A 17,041-nucleotide genomic window follows, 5' to 3' on the forward strand; every position below is an offset into this window, starting at 1 on the left:
TTACCAGATTTTAGGTCTATTAAACCGTTAAGTCGTTTTCCTGCTGCAAACTTCTCGCGTAACTGAACGCTTTTGAAAGAAGAAGGAAGAAAAGTCCTATTGCCAGGATAAACCAAACAGAATTAAAAGAAGAATCAAATGCTCCTCCCGCCTTAATTTCCCTCTCGAATACTATGGGCAATGTAAATTCCAGTATTATTTCAAATAAAACCGTAAAAATTAGTAATTGCCCAATTAACTTAAGTCCTGAGATTTGTAAAGGAGTGAAAAGTTTTCTCTTAAAAAAACTCCGAACCACCTTTCTCATAATATAGACAGCATAAATGAAAAGAGTGGAAATGAGGAGCTTTAAAAATATTCCAACTGCAAATGCAAAATTAAACTCTGTGATTTGATAATGATGAATAGTAAGATTAACGGGGATATCTGTAAAAAAATAAAATACAGTAAAAAGTAAGCGGAAAATTAGACCAATGAGGGTAAACCAGAATATTACGTCCAGTAAAGTTTTTAATAATACCGGAGGTTTCAAAACAGAAGATTTCATTTTTTTATTGTTTATCGATAACAAATGTAAATTATATTATTGATAAACAATAAAAAAAGCGAATATATATGTGTGGGATTTTTAATTCGCCAATCTCTCAGCAGCAACTGCTATCTTTTCCCCGGCTCCATTCACGGCGAGACGGGAGATGTTATGTAATTTGTATTCGGCCAGATCTGCTATCTGTATCCACTTGCTTTCTCCAAGCATATCATACATTAAAAGCTTATTGTCCTGGCCCGCCAGGATCCTGTTTTTATCCAGCCATACGTAATCCTGCACATCCTGGGGTAGCGCCGTGAGGAAATAACTTTCGGGCTCCCCATCTACGTTATCTATAAGATAGAGGTCCAGCTCATTTTGGTCATTTCTTACAGTGTAACTCATCGAGCCCGTTCCCGGAACTTTGTGCAGGGAACGACCTGCCCGGCTAACAATCTTCGTGGCGATATCCTCTTCGAGATCGAGTAAAACGAGGTCCATCCCCGTACCATTGAGGACAGTAGTAAGAATTCTCAATTCATCGTAAAAGGCGAAATAACCTATTTTAAGATCCTTGTGCAGCAATTTGGAGTCATCTTGCATCATCCAGTCATACCTGTAGAGCCTTTGAAGCCCTGTGGTGTCAAGTCTTACAGCGGCGACATCATTTGTACCGGGAATGCGGGCGGGAGAATATTCGCTGCCATGGCGTGTTATGCTTTTAATTTCTTCTTCGTGGATGCCAATATTATGTGCTGCAATTTCAGTTTGGCCATTAATGGTCCTGGAGTATAAGATAATATCGTTAGAATAAAAGGATGGCTGATTGTCATACCCGGGATTATTGGAAATATTTTTTCCGTTTTTGAATTGCAGTTCCTTGCCTTCAGCAACTATATCAAACACAAAGATCTCGGGATTTGAATTTTCCTGTGCCATTAGTGGAAAACACAGAATAATGATCGCATATTTGTAGTTTTAGGGAAGATATTTCAAAAAACATAAAACTTCGGCAATTCACACGAAGATTTTCTCAATAATTACATAAAAAATAATTACCATTTTTTCATATCCATCTCGAACTCCAGTCCTTTATTTGCAATTCTTATAAGCCGCTTTTGTTTATTGAACTTCAATAATAACTGTTATATTTGCGTATTACAGACATTTTAAATTACCACATGCTCGTAGCAATACTATTAGGATTTATATTTTCAATGTTAATGCCGGTGGCAGGAAAGTTCTTTAAAGGGAAATTTGCCATCGTTTCTTCCTTAGTCCCATTAGTATTGTTCGCATATTTTGCTCAATTCATACCACAGGTATCTAACGGTGACCTGGTGGTTCATAGCTATTCCTGGGTCCCTGCATTCGGGGTGAATCTCGATTTTAACCTGGATGGGCTTTCCCTTCTTTTCTCCTTAATGATCACGGGAATTGGATTCCTGGTCTTTGTTTATACGGCATCATATCTTAAGGGTCACGAATATCTGGACAGGTTCTATGGCTATTTGGGGATGTTTATGGCTGCCATGCTGGGGCTGGTATTGTCAGATAATCTTATATCCATGTTCATCTTTTGGGAACTTACGAGTATAAGTTCCTTTTTTCTCATAGGTTTTAATAATTCCAATCCTGAATCCCGTAGGAGCGCAGTCATGGCATTGGCAATTACAGGTTTTGGAGGACTTTTTCTCCTGGTAGGTGCCTTGTTCCTGGGAGCTGTGGGAGGTAGTTATAGTATCACAGAACTTTTAAGCTCAAGTGAGGCTATTGCAGATAGTCCTTATTACATTTTGATCGCGGTAATGATTTTCATGGCTGCCTTTACAAAATCTGCCCAGTTTCCCTTCCATTTTTGGTTGCCGGGGGCAATGAAGGCGCCCACTCCGGTTTCTACCTATCTGCATTCTGCAACGATGGTAAAGGCAGGTATATATCTCCTTATGAGATTAACCCCTGTGTTGGGTAGTACAGAATTCTGGAATTCTACCCTTTTAATTGTTGGGGCCATAACCATGACCTATGCAGCTGTCCACACCCTCTTTCGTACAGATCTTAAAGGAATATTGGCATATTCCACGATCTCTGCCCTGGGGATCCTGGTATTTCTTATTGGTCAGGGAACAGAAGGTGCATTACTTGCAGCTGCTGTCTTTATAGTTGTTCATGCTCTTTATAAGGCCACACTATTCCTTGTGACAGGAATAATAGATCATCAAACCCATTCCAGGGATGTAACCTTTCTTAAAGGTTTGCGCAAAGTTATGCTGCCGGTAGCCATAGCCGGTTTTCTGGCTGCAATTTCCAGTGCAGGAGTTCCTCCAACCATTGGTTTCCTTGGGAAGGAGCTCACCTATGAGAGTACCCTGGCGGTGGTGGGGACCCCAATTTTATGGATTGCGCTTATTCTTATTACGAAGATTCTTTTGCTACACGCAGGATTCGTGGCCGGTATTAGTCCTTTTATGGGGAAATTACCCGCCAAACTTCAAAATACAAAAACTCCCGGGCCTCTGTTATGGGTTCCTCCATTAATTTTAGCAACAGGTGGAATTCTGTTGGGAATTTTTCCCGGTCTTATAGATGGACCGCTTATAAAACCTGTGGTAACTGCAATGGGTGAAAATGTAGGAGATCAATACCTGGCATTATGGCATGGATTCAATACTGTCCTGTGGTTAAGCGTTGCTACTATCGTAATAGGTACAGTGCTGTATTTTGTATTAAAACCTTCTCAACGGCTGGTTGCCACTGCCGCGAGAGTTGAATTTCTATCGCCTAAATCCCTTATGACCGGAGCCTGGAATATTTTTAATACTATTTCCTCTTTTTGGACCGGGACTTTTCAAAATGGATATTTAAGAAATTATGTAAGCACAATTATGGTCTTTATGATTGGGCTTACAGGTTATGCACTCTGGAATACAGCTACCTTTTCAATAAACTTCTCCACATTAACAGATATTACCCTTTACGAAGTGGCTGTGGTAGGAATGATGATGATAGCTGTGATCTATACGGTGTTTACCAGGTCAAGACTAGCTGCGGTAGCTTCAATGGGGGTGGTTGGATTGGCGATATGTTTAGTGTTCGTCTTTTACAGTGCGCCAGATCTTGCAATGACACAGTTCTCCATAGATACTCTTACCGTGATCCTGTTTGTACTTGTATTATACAGGTTGCCAAGATATCTTAAGCTATCAAATTATAAGACCAGGATAAAGGACGGGGTGCTTTCCATTGCCTTTGGGGCTATTATAACTGTGCTTGTGCTGGAAGTCCTTGCAGAACCTGTGGGGTCTGAAATTAGTGATTACTATGCCCAAAATGCATATGTGCTTGCCCATGGAAAGAATGTGGTGAATGTTATATTGGTCGATTTTAGGGGGAGTGATACCTTTATGGAGATCGCAGTACTTGCAATTGCTGCAATAGGAGTGTTTGCTTTACTGAAACTAAGGTTAAAGGAAACAGACCAACGCTAAAGAAATAAAAATGAGAACAATAATATTAAAAACAGCCTCTTCCTATCTTTTACCGGTATTGCTGTTATTTTCTGTATTTATACTTCTACGCGGGCATTATTTGCCGGGTGGGGGATTCGTTGGAGGTCTAATAGCCTCGATTGCATTTGTCTTGCATGCATTTGCAAATGGCTTGTCCAATACAAAGACACTTTTAAAATTTCACCCGGGCTTTTTGATGCCCGTGGGGCTCGCTCTCGCCTTTTTGAGCGGGATGGCTCCCTTTTTATTCGGTTTACCTTTTATGACCGGGTTATGGTATCCTGATTCTATTCCGGTTATTGGATCCCTTGGTTCGGCATTATTTTTTGACATAGGGGTGTACCTGGTGGTGATTGGGGTTACCCTTACAATTATTTTTACAATAGCAGACACTATTTAATATGGAAATAGTATTAGCAATAATGATTGGTGTGCTGTATGCAGCAGGGATATATATGATCCTGCGGCGCAGTCTTGTAAAGCTTATTCTTGGGATCATTATCCTGGGAAATGGTGCCAATTTGCTTATTTTTTTACTGGGACGAATCACAAAAGGTAAGCCGCCACTTATACCAGGCAACCTTAAGGTGTTCGAGGAAGCGTATGCCGATCCTATCCCCCAGGCATTGATATTAACTGCGATCGTTATAAGCTTTGGATTACAATCCTTTGCTATCATACTAATAAAAAGAGCATATAAAGTGGTGAAGACAGACGATCTTGACGAAATGAACGCAATAGACCAGGATTCATGATGCAACAAATAATTTTATACCCTTTATTGCTTCAGTTATTTTTGAGCATTGTCCTAATGTTTGCCTGGCAGCGCATAAGCTGGCAAAGAGTGATAAGTATAGTTGGAGGCATCGTAAACCTTGGGATTTCGGCATGGCTCTTTATGCATATATGGAACAACGGGACACAAACTGTGCAGGCCGGAAACTGGGAAGCCCCCTTCGGGATTACCTTTGTAGCCGATTCCCTCTCTGCCACCCTCGTGTTGCTTACTGCAATTTCAGGTGTAGCAGTTTCTATATTTTCGGCTTCTTCAATTGTAGCGGCAAGGCTTAAGTTCGGCTATTTTCCCATTTTCCACTTTTTATTACTGGGGCTTAACGGGGCTTTTCTTACTGGAGATATTTTCAACCTGTACGTGTGGTTTGAGATCATTATCATAAGTTCCTTTGTGCTTATCACCCTGGGAGGGGAGAAAGCCCAGCTGGAAGGCGCGGTGAAATATTTTACTATGAACATCCTGGCCTCGATGATCTTTCTTACGGCCATTGCTGTATTATACGGTTTAACAGGTTCCTTAAATATGGCCGATCTTGCAATGAAAGTCGCTGCTATTGAGAACCGCGGGCTGGTGGAGATCACCGCAATTTTGTTCCTTATAGCCTTTGGAATTAAAGCTGCAGTTTTCCCGCTGTATTTCTGGCTTCCAGCATCCTATCACACTCCACCATCTGCAGTGTCAGCGATATTCGGGGGCCTATTAACTAAGGTTGGGGTCTATGCCCTTTTAAGGGTTTTCACCCTCATCTTTGTAGGCGATGTATTCCTGCAAAATACGATCATTGTAATGGCTATTCTCACCCTTATTAGCGGTGGAGTAGGGGCATTAATCCAAACAAACTTAAGGAAGGTGTTTTCCTATCTTATCATATGTCACATTGGGTATATGATCATAGGACTTGGAATGTATACCGAGGTAGCAATAGCGGGTACTATTTTTTATCTTATCCATGATATTGTTGTAAAGACCAATCTTTTTATGGTTGGAGGTTTAATTTACAGGATCAAAGGTACAACCAATATCAAATCGTTGGGGGGGCTATACTCTGAATATCCAAGGCTTAGCCTGCTCATAGCTATACCATTATTCTCATTGGTTGGAATCCCTCCGCTATCTGGGTTTTGGCCTAAGATCTCGCTTATTTCGGCAGGGTTTTCCCTGGAGAACTGGTGGGTAATAGGAGCCATATTATTTGCAAGTTTGATCACAATGGTCATCATTGCCAGGGTATGGGCAAATGTGGTGTGGAAGGATAAAGTGGAATTGCCGGAGAGGCTCAACTTTAGATATTTTGATAAGTTAAATAATATTCGAAAATCTCAATTGATAGTACCTATAGTTTTTCTCTCCCTTGTATCTTTATATATTGGATTTGGAGCAGAACATATACAGCAGCTTTCTGCACGGGTAGCAGGAGAACTTATGGATAATCAACAGTACATAGATGCTGTCTTTGATAACGGCCAAAATACGAGACCATGAAAAACAGGTTTTTATCAAATATTTTATTGACCTTTATCTGGGTGGCTCTTACGGGGAATTTTACATTTTCCAATTACATTTTTGGGTTTATTGTAAGTTTTTTCATCCTAAGGCTTATAACCCGTGGAAAGAAAGATGCAAAATATTTCAGGCTATTGCCTAAGGTCATCGCTTTTATTTTCTTTTTATCAAAGAGTTGGTAAAAGCCAACATCGAGGTGGCATATGAGGTTATGACCCCGGGTTATGGAATGACTGCCGGAATTGTAAAGGTTCCTCTTACGGCAAAGTCTGACCTTGAGATCTCTTTTCTGGCCAATTTGATCTCGCTTACACCGGGAACCCTTAGCCTTGACGTATCAGATGATAAAAAAGTGCTTTACGTGCATTCCATGTATATTAAAGACAGGGAGAGTTTTATTGCCGGTATTAAAAATGGATTTGAAAGACGTTTATTGGAAATTTTAAGATGACATTACTTGATTTTATATATTATTTTGTGCTGCCGGTGCTTTCGGTTTCGATCTTCCTTATTTTTATAAGGTTCATCAAAGGGCCTAAGATGGTGGACAGGGTGATCGCGCTGGACCTTATAATAACCACCGGTATTGGCTTTATAAGTGCATATAGTATCCTCTTTAATCAGCCTGCGCTTCTTGATGTTGCTCTTATTCTGGGTCTAATTGCATTTTTAGGGACTGTGGCCTTTACGTATTATATTCAACAAAGAAATAAATAGATGGTAGTAGATATAGTTGTAGGAGTTCTTTCTTTTTTTGGAACTGTGTTCGTCTTCCTGGCTGCAGTGGGTATGGTACGTATGCCAGACACTTATTTAAGGATCTCTGTTACTACCAAGGCTGCAACTTTAGGAATTGGGTTATTATTAATCGCAGGGGCTATTTATTCCTATGACCTGGCTATAACAGCAAAGGTTATGGCCATAATTCTTTTTATCTTGTTAACTGCACCTGTAAGCGCCCACCTAATTGGGCGGACTTCCTATTTTGCCGGGGTAAAACTATGGAAGGATTCCATAATGGATGACCTGGACGGAAAATATGATAAAAATACACAGGAACTTAGCAGTGGTGAAGAAGATGAAAAGGACATTAAGGGGTCTAAAAAGGATAAAGCGGTAGATTAATCCTTTCGCAATCCAGCTTTCTCCCTGTTAGCATCCAATTCTCTTTTCCTTATTAATTTGTTTTCTATTATAGTGAAGAAAAAATTGATAAAGAGGACCAGGAAACTTATAATAGCCAGTTCCCAATACATATCAAAGGCAGCAAGACATCCTGCGGCGGCACTGCACCAAATGGTAGCTGCACTTGTAAAGGCCTTCTATCTTCCCTCTTTGTTGCAGGATAGTACCCGCCCCTATAAAACCAATCCCTGTAATAATTTGTCCCAGAACCCTGGTGGTATCAACAAATTCATCACCACGAAATTCCAGTGACATAAGGACAAAACTACAGGCGCCCAGGGCAACCAGGGCGTTGGTCTTAAGCCCTGCATCTTTCCCCCGTAGCTCCCTTTCTAGTCCAATTAATAGTCCGGCCAGGACTGCAAGACAGGCCTTGATCGCAAAAACGGCAGTATCCATCTCCATGAAGTAAAGTATTATTCTATTTTTACGATATGAAGTTAACACAAAAAATGGAAAAAAAACTGGAGGGGAGAAAGGAGCTTGATGCTCTAAGGCAGCTTATGCCCCCACCGGTACTTATTGATTTTTTTTCCAATGATTATCTGGGGCTGGCAAAATGTAAAAAGATCTATGATCACAGCCTGGAGATAATGAAGGAGAATAGCTGTTTTTTGAACGGTTCCACAGGTTCCAGGTTGCTTTCAGGAAATCACTTTCTGTTTGCAATGGCTGAGGCTTTAATAGCCAGATTCCACAATGCAGAGGCTGCCTTGCTTTTTAATTCCGGATATGATGCCAATTTGGGCTTGTTATCCTCAATTGCCCAGCGGGGGGACATAATTTTATATGATGAATCCTCTCATGCTTCAATTAGGGACGGGATATCAATGGGGGTTGCCAAGGCCTTTAAATTTAGACATAACGACGTAAATCACTTATTGCAACTAATCGAAAAGTACCAGGCTGGATCTTATGAAGGAGAGATCTTTGTTGTTACAGAGTCTGTCTTTTCAATGGATGGAGATAAACCCGATTTAATCAAGATAGCCGACCTTACAAATAAACTTCACTGCCGGTTAATAGTCGATGAAGCACATGCCACAGGAGTGTTGGGGAAAAACGGTGAGGGACTGGTACACCAACTTGGATTGCAGGAAAAAGTTTTTGCCAGAATAGTTACCTTCGGGAAAGCCCTTGGGGCCCACGGGGCAGCTATTCTTGGCAGCAAGGAGTTACAGGATTATCTTGTGAATTTTTCAAGGAGTTTTATCTATACCACCGGCTTGCCTCCACATTCGGTGGCAACAATAATCGCAGCCTACAGTATGCTTCCCGGAAATGATAATTATAGATTGCTGCACGATAATATCAAATACTTCAGGCAGGAGGTAAAAAAAACGATCTGGAAATCGACTTTATAAATAGTAAGACTGCAATCCAGTGCTGTATAATCCCGGGGAACGCGAGAGTAAAATCTGTAGCTGCGAATCTTGAAGCTGAAGGATTTGCCGTAAAAGCTATTCTTTCTCCCACTGTTCCCGCAGGTAAAGAAAGGCTCAGGTTCTGCCTTCACAGCTATAATTCTCAGGCAGAAATTAATAAGGTCTTGAAGCTATTGGCTACCTTTATAAAATAATTATCCCTCTTATGTATTGGGAACCTTGTAAAGATGAAAGAAACATTTTCCAAAGTAGCGGTTTTTCAATATTCCGCCGAGGCTCAAATAGTGAAGTCAAGGCTGGAGGCAGAAGGGGTTGAAGTGTTTTTATTTGACCAGTTCACTATAGATACAGACCCTTTGGTGAGCAATGCCATAGGAGGAATTAAGCTGAAGGTGTGGGCAGAGGATGAGGAAAGGGCTCTCTCAATACTCGAATCTATAAGTGAATATTCCCTGGATGACAAGGGGCAGGAAATAATATGCCCAATTTGTGGCAGTGCCAAAGTTGAATTGATGACCTCGATAAGGGACATAAGATCCTTCTTTGCCTTTCTATTTTCATTTTTAACGATCTCCCTGCCTATTCATACCACACACGAATATCATTGTAATAATTGTAAACAAAAATTCGATCTTGACTAAACATACATATTTTATAACCGGTATTGGTACAGAAGTAGGAAAGACCATAGCGTCAGCAATTGTCACAGAGGCTTTGCAAGCGGACTATTGGAAACCCATCCAGGCGGGTGACCTCGAGAATTCAGATTCTCATAAGGTCAAAAACCTAATTTCAAATAGTAAGACCACCTTTCACAAAAACGCCTATGCCCTGCACACTCCAATGAGCCCGCATGCGGCAGCAAGGATTGACGGGATAGAAATAGAGGTTCAAAAAATAGAACGGCCAGTCACTAATAATCATCTTGTTGTAGAAGGTGCCGGTGGGGTCCTTGTGCCTATTAATGAAGAGAAAACCATTCTGGACCTTGTCGAGGCCGGGGACAGGGTAATTGTAGTTTCCAGGCATTACCTGGGAAGCATCAATCATACTCTGCTCACGCTGGAGGCTCTTAAATCCCGCGATCTTAATTGCTTCGGAATAATTTTTAACGGGGAGGAAAACCCATCTTCAGAAGAGGTTATTCTTAAAATGAGCGGAGCCAGTTTTCTTGGCAGGATTGAACCTGAACCTTATTTTGACAAAAATGTCATCAGGGAATATGCTGAAGCTTTTCAGGTTAAATTAAAATAGTAAGGATAAAAATTCTACAAATTCTTGTTCCTTAAAGGGAGCAGAAAACACAAAATTCATGCAGGAAGAAAATAACTTCAGGGGGAACTCCCTTTCCGGTCGTGACAAAGCACACCTGTGGCATCCTCTCACCCAGCATAAATTGTCACCAGATTTGTTGGCAATTGTAAAGGCTAAGGGTGCAATTTTATATGATGAGGGAGGTAAGGAATATATTGATGGGATAGCTTCGTGGTACACCTCAATGTACGGTCATTGCCATCCTTATATAATTGATAAGATCACTCTACAAATGCAGCAACTGGACCACGTGATCTTCAGCGGATTCACTCATGAACCTGCAGTTAAGTTGTCTGAGGCCTTAATAAGGATCCTGCCCGGCAATCAGCAGAAACTATTTTTTAGTGATAATGGCTCTACAGCTACAGAGGTGGGTATAAAAATGGCCCTGCAATACCATTATAACCGTGGAAATGACAGGAAGGTGATGCTGGCATTTGAAGAAGGTTTCCATGGAGATACTTTTGGGGCGATGTCTGTTTCAGGATTATCGGTTTATAACGGGGCTTTTGAAGATCACTTTATCGAGGTGACGAGAATTCCTGTTCCTACCGGGAAGAATAATGAAGATGTGATCAAGTCTTTAAAAGATAAGATCGCAGGGAGCAACATCGCGGGATTTATATACGAACCACTGGTGCAGGGAGCAGCTGCAATGAAAATGCACGACCCTGCCGGGCTTGATGAGATCCTGAAATTATGTAAGGAGAATGAGATCCTTTGTATTGCAGATGAGGTAATGACCGGCTTTGGAAAAACCGGGAAGAATTTTGCTTCAGAATATATCCCCACTAAACCTGATATCATTTGTCTTTCCAAAGCATTAACCGCCGGGGTTCTCCCTATGGCAGTAACTTCCTGCACACAGGAGATTTATGATGCTTTTTACTCAGATGATATTTCAAAAGGTCTGTTTCATGGCCATACCTACACTGCCAATCCACTTGCCTGTACAGCAGCCCTATCAGGGATTGAGTTGCTTATTTCAGAAGAAATTCAGCAGGATGTTCAAAGGGTTATGAACCTGCAGGCAACATTTCTTAAAAAGCTAAAGGGCCACCAAAAAGTAAAAAACCTGAGGCAGTTGGGGGTTATCCTGGCGTTTGAGTTGGATGTGCATATGGAACGTTATGGCAATATGAGGGACAGGCTCTTTAAATTTTTTATGGAAAGAGGTGTTTTTCTCCGCCCGCTGGGAAATACTATCTATATCCTCCCACCCTTTGTGATCACGAATGATCAACTTGCAAAAATTCACGACAGCATAGAGGAGGCGCTGCAGGAATTTTAAATGTTAGAAGTTTTATAAATCTATTTTTTCAAGGGATTATTTAGCTAATTTAGGTAGAAAAATCAGCAGATTATGATGCATCCCGATACTGAAGTACAATTCATTAGCGAAGAAATTGGATATGGCGTGGTAGCCAAAAAGTTTATCCCACGGGGCACCATTACCTGGGTTCAGGATGAGCTGGATCAAATCTATACGCCACAGCAGGTGGAGAAAATGAAGGATTTTTCCAAACAAATGATAGATAAATATACCTTCAGGAATAATCAGGGAAATTTCGTTCTCTGCTGGGATATCTCAAAATATGTGAACCACAGCTTTAAATCGAACTGTTTTTCTACGGCCTATGATTTTGAAATAGCGGTAAGAGATATACAACCGGGAGAAGAACTTACAGATGATTATGGATATCTTAACGTTACAGATGCTTTTAAAGCCAAAGATGAGGGAACATCAAGAACTACTGTGTACCCAGATGACCTTTTAAATTACCATGAGGAGTGGGACAGGATCCTGCAGGAAACGATCGCCTTTCTTCCGCAGGTGGATCAGCCATTAATGTCGCTGGTGAGCAACAAAATTCAGCAGGAGATAAAAATGGTGCTTAACGGGGAAAAACAAATGGAATCTATTTTAAGTGTATACTATCAGGAGGAAACAAAGATTCAGCAATCAAACTAGTTCTGTTCAGAAGGCCATAAATTTTTTGAATACTCAATATAAATGATAGCCACGAATGCACGAATAATTTTTGGTGGCAAACGGGATGGTTTTGTTTATCAGCAACGGAACATTCAAAAATTCTATGTAGAATAGCCGTATTCGTGTACGGGTTTTTTGCTGAAAATAAATAATCAAAATTTAAGATATGTTTCTTAGCATAACCCAACTTAGCCCTTATTTTTGCTGAAAAAACAAATTTGAATAATCCCATTTATATAAATTCTATTTCCACCATTTCGCCCCTTGGTGAGGAGAGGAAAGGGATATGGAATAATTACAAGTCTTCCAGCCATTTTATTACAAAAGCCAATTTTAACGGCGCCGGGGAATATGCAGGTTTTCTTCCAACCTGGCTTAAGCAGAAGGTTATAAGTTTAAGACAGGAAGATGAGTTAAAGAACGTGGACGAGACCGTCCTTTTTGCCGTTTATGCCTCTCGAAAATTGGCCGGGGAAAATGGCTGGAATAAAAAGGAAAATATTGGGATTAACATTGGCAGTTCCAGGGGAGCAACTGGATTGTTTGAAAAATACCATCGCTCCTTTTTAGAAAGCGGGAAAGCTGAAGTCCTGGCATCTCCTGCTACAACCCTTGGAAATATATCTTCATGGGTGGCGCAGGACCTGCAATCCAGCGGGCCTGAAATTTCCCATAGTGTGACCTGCTCTACCGGTTTACACGCTATTTTAAATGCCGTAGCCTGGCTACAGGCAGGAATGGCAGAGAAATTTCTGGTGGGAGGGAGCGAGGCTGCACTTACCCCCTTTACTATTGCCCAGATGAAGGCAATGAAGATCTATGCCTCACAAGATGCCGATTTTCCCTGCAGGGCCCTGGACCTTGAAAAAACAAGGAACACTATGATCCTGGGAGAAGCAGCGGGCGTGCTTGGTTTATCGAAAAGCCCCCGAACACCACTGGCAAGAATTGAAGGGATAGGTTTCGCTACAGAAAAATTAAAACACGCAGTATCCCTTTCTGCCAATGCAGATTGTCTTCAGAAATCAATGAAAATGGCGGTGGGAAACCAGCAGCTTTCAAATGTTGATGCAATTGTAATGCACGCCCCGGGCACAGTGAAAGGGGATATGGCCGAATTCAATGCTATAAGGTCCCTCTTTGGAAAACAATTGCCGGCATTAACCAGCAATAAGTGGAAAATAGGCCATAGTTTTGGCGCCTCAGGGATACTGAGTTTAGAACTTGCGCTATTAATGATGGAGCATCAGGAATTCATCGGGATCCCTTTCGTAAATGACTTTAATAAACCAAATAAGCTGGAAAAGATCCTGGTAAATGCCGTTGGATTTGGAGGAAATGCAGTGAGCATTTTGCTGAGCAGGGAATTTTAATTTCAAATTTTGAGGAAGACCCAATAAAAATCTTTTAAGCTGAAATATAAAGGAACGTTTTGTTTTAGCTATTTTTGATAATAAATACTTTTTTAAATGACTCTTAGACACAACTGGACAAAGGAAGAAATACTTGAGATCTATAATAAACCTTTTATGGACCTGCTTTATGAAGCAGCTAAGGTTCACAGGGAGCATCATGATCCAAACACGGTACAGGTTTCAACACTGCTTTCCATAAAAACAGGAGGATGTCCTGAGGATTGCGGGTATTGCCCACAGGCAGCAAGATATCATACCAATATTGAGGGAAATGATCTTATGAGTGTTAACCAGGTTAAAGCTCAGGCTTTACGTGCAAAGGCTTCCGGTAGTTCCAGGGTATGTATGGGAGCAGCCTGGAGAAACGTAAAGGATGGGGAGGAATTTGACTCTGTACTGGAAATGGTGCGTACTATCAATAAACTCGAAATGGAGGTTTGTTGTACCCTTGGGATGATCACAGAGAACCAGGCCCAGCGTTTGGCAGAGGCTGGATTGTACGCTTATAACCACAACCTTGACTCCAGTGAAGAGTATTATAAAGAGGTGATCTCAACCAGAGGTTACCAGGACAGGTTGGATACTATAGGGAATGTAAGGAAGACCAATGTGACCGTATGTAGCGGGGGTATTATAGGAATGGGTGAGAGCATTGATGACAGGGCAGGAATGCTGGTTGCTTTGGCTACTTTGAATCCGCAACCGGAGTCGGTACCTATCAATGCTTTGGTTCCTGTTGAGGGAACTCCAATGGAAGAACAACAACCGGTTTCTATTTGGGAGATGGTTCGTATGGTAGCGACCACCAGGATCGTAATGCCGGAGACCCAGGTAAGACTTTCTGCCGGGAGAGCGCAAATGAGCAGGGAAGGACAGGCAATGTGCTTCTTTGCCGGAGCAAATTCTATTTTTGCCGGGGATAAGCTCCTCACCACACCGAACCCTGATGTGAATGAGGATATGGAAATGTTCAAAGAACTGGGATTAAATCCGCAGAAACCATTTGTGAAGAAAGCACAGCCGGAATCTGTGGCAGCAAAGGATTCTAAATTTCAAAACCTCGGAGAAAAACCACGCTGGTCCCGTCCCGGCCATACAATTGAAAAGAACCTTGAAGCTCAAAAGAAAGCCAAGGCCAAGCTATAATTTAATAGATCCTCTACCGTGAAACTGAATTTAGCATCTATCCCACGGGTAAAAGGTATAAGCGGGGCACAATTCCGGGAGGAATATCTTAAACCCGGGAAACCTGTGGTATTTGAAGATCTAAGTGCAGGCTGGCCTGCAACGGAAAAGTGGAATTTTGACTATTTTCGGGAAAAAGCCGGTGAGATTGTAGTACCTCTCTATGACGGAAAGCCAGCCAAAGGCAGACAGAATTCTCACGGCCCTGCAATGAAGGTGAAGATGAAGGAATATATAGACATCCTTCAGGCAGGTCCTACAGATCTTAGAATGTTCTTTTTTAATCTACTGCAGAATTGTCCTGAACTTGTTGAAGATTTCCATTATCCGGACCTGGGAGTGAAATTCTTTAAAAAACTTCCGGTGCTATTTGTGGGTGGAGAAGGCGCTAAGGTTGTTATGCATTACGATATGGACCTGGCAAATAATTTTCATTTTAATTTTGCGGGGAGAAAGAAGGTGATCCTTTATCCGCCGGATCAGACAAAATATCTTTACAAGGTCCCGTACTCCATAGTAAGTATGGAGATCATAGATATGGATAACCCCGATCTAGAAAAATACCCTGCACTGGCATTGGCAAAAGGCTATGAAGTCATACTGGAGCATGGAGATGCCCTGTATATTCCCAGCAAATGGTGGCATTTTATTAAATACGAAACTCCCTGTTTATCCTTAACTTTGCGTTCGCTTCCCACCACCCCTGGAAAGATCCTGGAGGTACTTAATAACTTGATAGTTACCAGGAACTATGATAATTTAATGAGGAAGATCAAAGGGCAGGCGTGGATAGATTATAAGAATAAAAGGGCAATCCAAAGCACCCATAAATTTGCAGGAATTGACAAATAAATGATAGAATGAAATTAGCTGAAATTCCAAGGGAAAAGAAAATTTCAAAGGCCGACTTTATTGAGAAGTACTATAGGCCCCAAAAACCCGTGGTTATAGAGGAGCTTATCGAGGACTGGCCTGCTTATAAGAAGTGGGATCTGGATTATATCAAAGAGATCGCGGGAGAGAAGGAAGTGCCTTTGTACGATGACCGGCCAATAAGCTCTAAATATAAATTCAACGAGCCACATCTTAAAATGAAGATGGCAGATTATATTGATCTTTTAAGATCAAAGCCTACCAAGTACCGCATTTTCCTTTATCATCTAATGAAGGAGGTGCCGGCGCTTCAAAAGGATTTTTTCTATCCTAAGATTGGTCTCAACTTTATTAAACAACTGCCAATGTTGTTCTTTGGAGGGGAGAACTCTACCGTTTTTATGCATTACGACATAGATTTTGCCAATATTTTTCATTTTCATTTTCATGGCAAAAAGGAATGTATCCTCTTTGCACCTTCACAAACCAGGTTTCTCTATAAAGTTCCACATGCTTTGATCTCCCGCCAGGATATCAACTTTAACAGTCCCGACTACAACAAGTTCCCAGCCCTTAAGATGGCAGAGGGTTATATAACTGAATTAAAACACGGGGAAGCCCTTTATATGCCTGAAGGTTACTGGCACCAAATGACATATCTCACCCCGGGGTTTTCAATGAGCCTGCGTGCAGCACCACGAACCCTTACTAATTTATCCAAAGCGGTTTACAACCTTGCCTTTATGCGGTATTTTGATAATTATATGAGAAAGTTGAGGGGTCAAAAGTGGATAGATTACAAGAATGAGCAGGCAATTGTGAAAACCCACAAGAAGAATAAAATTAAGGTATAAGACTGCTCACCGCTTCATAAACGAAATTTGATTCGTAACCCTTCCGAAGCAAAAAATCGGCTAGTTTTTTTCTCTTCTTAAATGGATCACTTTCTTTTATGAGTCGGAGTTTTTTCTCTGCGACTTCGTATAAGGTCTTTTGATAATCCTTTTCTTCGATTTCACTAAAAGCTAATTTTATAATGGGGGCGGATATCTCCCTTGCCTTTAGCTCCTGCTTTATTTTGATCCTTCCCCATTTTTTTATCCGGAATTTTCCCCGCACGAAATTCCTGGCAAAGCGTTCCTCGTTTAGAAAATCTTCCTGCATAAGCTGTATGATGATCTGTTCCTGTGCAGCCGGGATCATTCGCATTTCGCGTAATTTTTCTTCCACCTCCTTATGCGACCTGTCTCTGTATGCACAGTATTGCATAAGTTTGATGGTAGCCTCTTTTACGGTGTAGGATTTTTGGTCCTGGTTTGATTTCATCTATTCAAAGATAAATATTTCCTCAAGA

19 protein-coding genes and 1 pseudogene are annotated in these 17,041 nt (G+C 41.2%); 16 read left to right on the forward strand and 4 right to left on the reverse strand.

Annotation, left to right across the window (positions count from 1 at the left end; translation table 11 throughout):
• Window positions 1-19: 19 nt before the first annotated feature.
• Both FHG64_RS10525 and FHG64_RS10530 read right to left on the reverse strand, forming a co-directional pair.
• On the reverse strand, window positions 20-547 hold the full coding sequence (locus tag FHG64_RS10525; RefSeq protein ID WP_139066366.1) for a DUF2975 domain-containing protein: 528 nt from the start codon (window positions 545-547) through the stop codon (window positions 20-22).
• Between the two features lie 81 nt (window positions 548-628).
• Window positions 629-1,468 (reverse strand): TolB-like translocation protein, encoded by an 840-nt coding sequence (locus FHG64_RS10530; protein WP_139066367.1) that lies wholly within the window; start codon window positions 1,466-1,468, stop codon window positions 629-631.
• Window positions 1,469-1,710: 242 nt separating this feature from the next.
• Between FHG64_RS10530 and FHG64_RS10535 the strand changes: the two genes are divergently transcribed.
• From FHG64_RS10535 to mnhG, 7 genes and pseudogenes are all read left to right on the forward strand, one after another.
• Window positions 1,711-4,017 carry a putative monovalent cation/H+ antiporter subunit A gene (locus FHG64_RS10535; protein ID WP_139066368.1) on the forward strand — a complete coding sequence of 769 codons (2,307 nt, stop codon included), beginning with the start codon at window positions 1,711-1,713 and terminating at the stop codon, window positions 4,015-4,017.
• 10 nt (window positions 4,018-4,027) lie between these two features.
• Window positions 4,028-4,438, forward strand: coding sequence for a Na+/H+ antiporter subunit B (locus FHG64_RS10540; protein WP_139066369.1), 411 nt, complete (start codon window positions 4,028-4,030; stop codon window positions 4,436-4,438).
• A gap of 1 nt (window position 4,439) precedes the next feature.
• Complete coding sequence (locus tag FHG64_RS10545) at window positions 4,440-4,793, forward strand: Na+/H+ antiporter subunit C (RefSeq protein WP_139066370.1); 354 nt, start codon at window positions 4,440-4,442, stop codon at window positions 4,791-4,793.
• Window positions 4,790-6,316 (forward strand): proton-conducting transporter transmembrane domain-containing protein, encoded by a 1,527-nt coding sequence (locus tag FHG64_RS10550; protein ID WP_139066371.1) that lies wholly within the window; start codon window positions 4,790-4,792, stop codon window positions 6,314-6,316. Before FHG64_RS10545 ends, FHG64_RS10550 begins: the two co-directional genes overlap by 4 nt.
• A pseudogene (locus FHG64_RS10555) lies at window positions 6,313-6,788 on the forward strand (Na+/H+ antiporter subunit E). The gene FHG64_RS10550 and the pseudogene FHG64_RS10555 overlap by 4 nt, the downstream one beginning before the upstream one ends.
• Window positions 6,785-7,054, forward strand: coding sequence for a cation:proton antiporter (locus FHG64_RS10560; RefSeq protein WP_139066372.1), 270 nt, complete (start codon window positions 6,785-6,787; stop codon window positions 7,052-7,054). The pseudogene FHG64_RS10555 and the gene FHG64_RS10560 overlap by 4 nt, the downstream one beginning before the upstream one ends.
• Window positions 7,055-7,462 carry a monovalent cation/H(+) antiporter subunit G gene (gene mnhG, locus FHG64_RS10565; protein WP_139066373.1) on the forward strand — a complete coding sequence of 136 codons (408 nt, stop codon included), beginning with the start codon at window positions 7,055-7,057 and terminating at the stop codon, window positions 7,460-7,462. It abuts the gene before it with no gap.
• Window positions 7,463-7,594: 132 nt separating this feature from the next.
• On the opposite strand, the gene FHG64_RS10570 is transcribed toward mnhG, so the two are convergent.
• Window positions 7,595-7,927 (reverse strand): MgtC/SapB family protein, encoded by a 333-nt coding sequence (locus FHG64_RS10570; RefSeq protein ID WP_317133565.1) that lies wholly within the window; start codon window positions 7,925-7,927, stop codon window positions 7,595-7,597.
• A gap of 47 nt (window positions 7,928-7,974) precedes the next feature.
• On the opposite strand from FHG64_RS10570, the gene FHG64_RS10575 reads away from it, so the two are divergent.
• The 9 genes from FHG64_RS10575 (at window position 7,975) to FHG64_RS10615 (ending at window position 16,541) form a co-directional block, all read left to right on the forward strand.
• On the forward strand, window positions 7,975-8,886 hold the full coding sequence (locus FHG64_RS10575) for an aminotransferase class I/II-fold pyridoxal phosphate-dependent enzyme (protein WP_317133566.1): 912 nt from the start codon (window positions 7,975-7,977) through the stop codon (window positions 8,884-8,886).
• A 248-nt stretch (window positions 8,887-9,134) separates the two neighbouring features.
• Window positions 9,135-9,548 (forward strand): putative signal transducing protein, encoded by a 414-nt coding sequence (locus FHG64_RS10580; RefSeq protein WP_139066374.1) that lies wholly within the window; start codon window positions 9,135-9,137, stop codon window positions 9,546-9,548.
• Window positions 9,541-10,161 (forward strand): dethiobiotin synthase, encoded by a 621-nt coding sequence (gene bioD, locus FHG64_RS10585; protein ID WP_139066375.1) that lies wholly within the window; start codon window positions 9,541-9,543, stop codon window positions 10,159-10,161. Before FHG64_RS10580 ends, bioD begins: the two co-directional genes overlap by 8 nt.
• 58 nt (window positions 10,162-10,219) lie before the next feature.
• Window positions 10,220-11,512, forward strand: coding sequence for an adenosylmethionine--8-amino-7-oxononanoate transaminase (gene bioA, locus FHG64_RS10590; RefSeq protein ID WP_139066376.1), 1,293 nt, complete (start codon window positions 10,220-10,222; stop codon window positions 11,510-11,512).
• A 72-nt stretch (window positions 11,513-11,584) separates the two neighbouring features.
• Window positions 11,585-12,193 (forward strand): SET domain-containing protein, encoded by a 609-nt coding sequence (locus FHG64_RS10595; RefSeq protein WP_139066377.1) that lies wholly within the window; start codon window positions 11,585-11,587, stop codon window positions 12,191-12,193.
• A gap of 239 nt (window positions 12,194-12,432) precedes the next feature.
• On the forward strand, window positions 12,433-13,587 hold the full coding sequence (locus tag FHG64_RS10600; protein WP_139066378.1) for a beta-ketoacyl synthase N-terminal-like domain-containing protein: 1,155 nt from the start codon (window positions 12,433-12,435) through the stop codon (window positions 13,585-13,587).
• A gap of 96 nt (window positions 13,588-13,683) precedes the next feature.
• A complete protein-coding gene (bioB, locus tag FHG64_RS10605) occupies window positions 13,684-14,775 on the forward strand; it encodes a biotin synthase BioB (RefSeq protein WP_139066379.1) in 1,092 nt (363 codons plus the stop codon).
• A gap of 18 nt (window positions 14,776-14,793) precedes the next feature.
• Window positions 14,794-15,666, forward strand: coding sequence for a cupin-like domain-containing protein (locus FHG64_RS10610; protein ID WP_139066380.1), 873 nt, complete (start codon window positions 14,794-14,796; stop codon window positions 15,664-15,666).
• Between the two features lie 8 nt (window positions 15,667-15,674).
• Window positions 15,675-16,541, forward strand: coding sequence for a cupin-like domain-containing protein (locus tag FHG64_RS10615; RefSeq protein ID WP_139066381.1), 867 nt, complete (start codon window positions 15,675-15,677; stop codon window positions 16,539-16,541).
• On the opposite strand, the gene FHG64_RS10620 is transcribed toward FHG64_RS10615, so the two are convergent.
• Window positions 16,531-17,013 carry a regulatory protein RecX gene (locus FHG64_RS10620; RefSeq protein ID WP_139066382.1) on the reverse strand — a complete coding sequence of 161 codons (483 nt, stop codon included), beginning with the start codon at window positions 17,011-17,013 and terminating at the stop codon, window positions 16,531-16,533. The genes FHG64_RS10615 and FHG64_RS10620 overlap by 11 nt on opposite strands.
• Between the last annotated feature and the right edge of the window lie 28 nt (window positions 17,014-17,041).

This window comes from Antarcticibacterium flavum (genome assembly GCF_006159205.1).
Classification (GTDB): domain Bacteria; phylum Bacteroidota; class Bacteroidia; order Flavobacteriales; family Flavobacteriaceae; genus Gillisia; species Gillisia flava.

Coding starts and splice junctions, on each gene's coding strand:
- FHG64_RS10545 (WP_139066370.1), top strand. CDS start 4,440: ATGGAAATAGTATTAGCAATAATGATTGGTGTGCTGTATGCAGCAGGG.
- FHG64_RS10580 (WP_139066374.1), top strand. CDS start 9,135: ATGAAAGAAACATTTTCCAAAGTAGCGGTTTTTCAATATTCCGCCGAG.
- FHG64_RS10550 (WP_139066371.1), top strand. CDS start 4,790: ATGATGCAACAAATAATTTTATACCCTTTATTGCTTCAGTTATTTTTG.
- FHG64_RS10570 (WP_317133565.1), bottom strand. CDS start 7,927: ATGGAGATGGATACTGCCGTTTTTGCGATCAAGGCCTGTCTTGCAGTC.
- FHG64_RS10530 (WP_139066367.1), bottom strand. CDS start 1,468: ATGGCACAGGAAAATTCAAATCCCGAGATCTTTGTGTTTGATATAGTT.
- FHG64_RS10575 (WP_317133566.1), top strand. CDS start 7,975: ATGGAAAAAAAACTGGAGGGGAGAAAGGAGCTTGATGCTCTAAGGCAG.
- FHG64_RS10525 (WP_139066366.1), bottom strand. CDS start 547: ATGAAATCTTCTGTTTTGAAACCTCCGGTATTATTAAAAACTTTACTG.
- FHG64_RS10620 (WP_139066382.1), bottom strand. CDS start 17,013: ATGAAATCAAACCAGGACCAAAAATCCTACACCGTAAAAGAGGCTACC.
- bioB (WP_139066379.1), top strand. CDS start 13,684: ATGACTCTTAGACACAACTGGACAAAGGAAGAAATACTTGAGATCTAT.
- bioA (WP_139066376.1), top strand. CDS start 10,220: ATGCAGGAAGAAAATAACTTCAGGGGGAACTCCCTTTCCGGTCGTGAC.
- FHG64_RS10540 (WP_139066369.1), top strand. CDS start 4,028: ATGAGAACAATAATATTAAAAACAGCCTCTTCCTATCTTTTACCGGTA.
- FHG64_RS10560 (WP_139066372.1), top strand. CDS start 6,785: ATGACATTACTTGATTTTATATATTATTTTGTGCTGCCGGTGCTTTCG.
- mnhG (WP_139066373.1), top strand. CDS start 7,055: ATGGTAGTAGATATAGTTGTAGGAGTTCTTTCTTTTTTTGGAACTGTG.
- FHG64_RS10595 (WP_139066377.1), top strand. CDS start 11,585: ATGATGCATCCCGATACTGAAGTACAATTCATTAGCGAAGAAATTGGA.
- FHG64_RS10535 (WP_139066368.1), top strand. CDS start 1,711: ATGCTCGTAGCAATACTATTAGGATTTATATTTTCAATGTTAATGCCG.
- FHG64_RS10615 (WP_139066381.1), top strand. CDS start 15,675: ATGAAATTAGCTGAAATTCCAAGGGAAAAGAAAATTTCAAAGGCCGAC.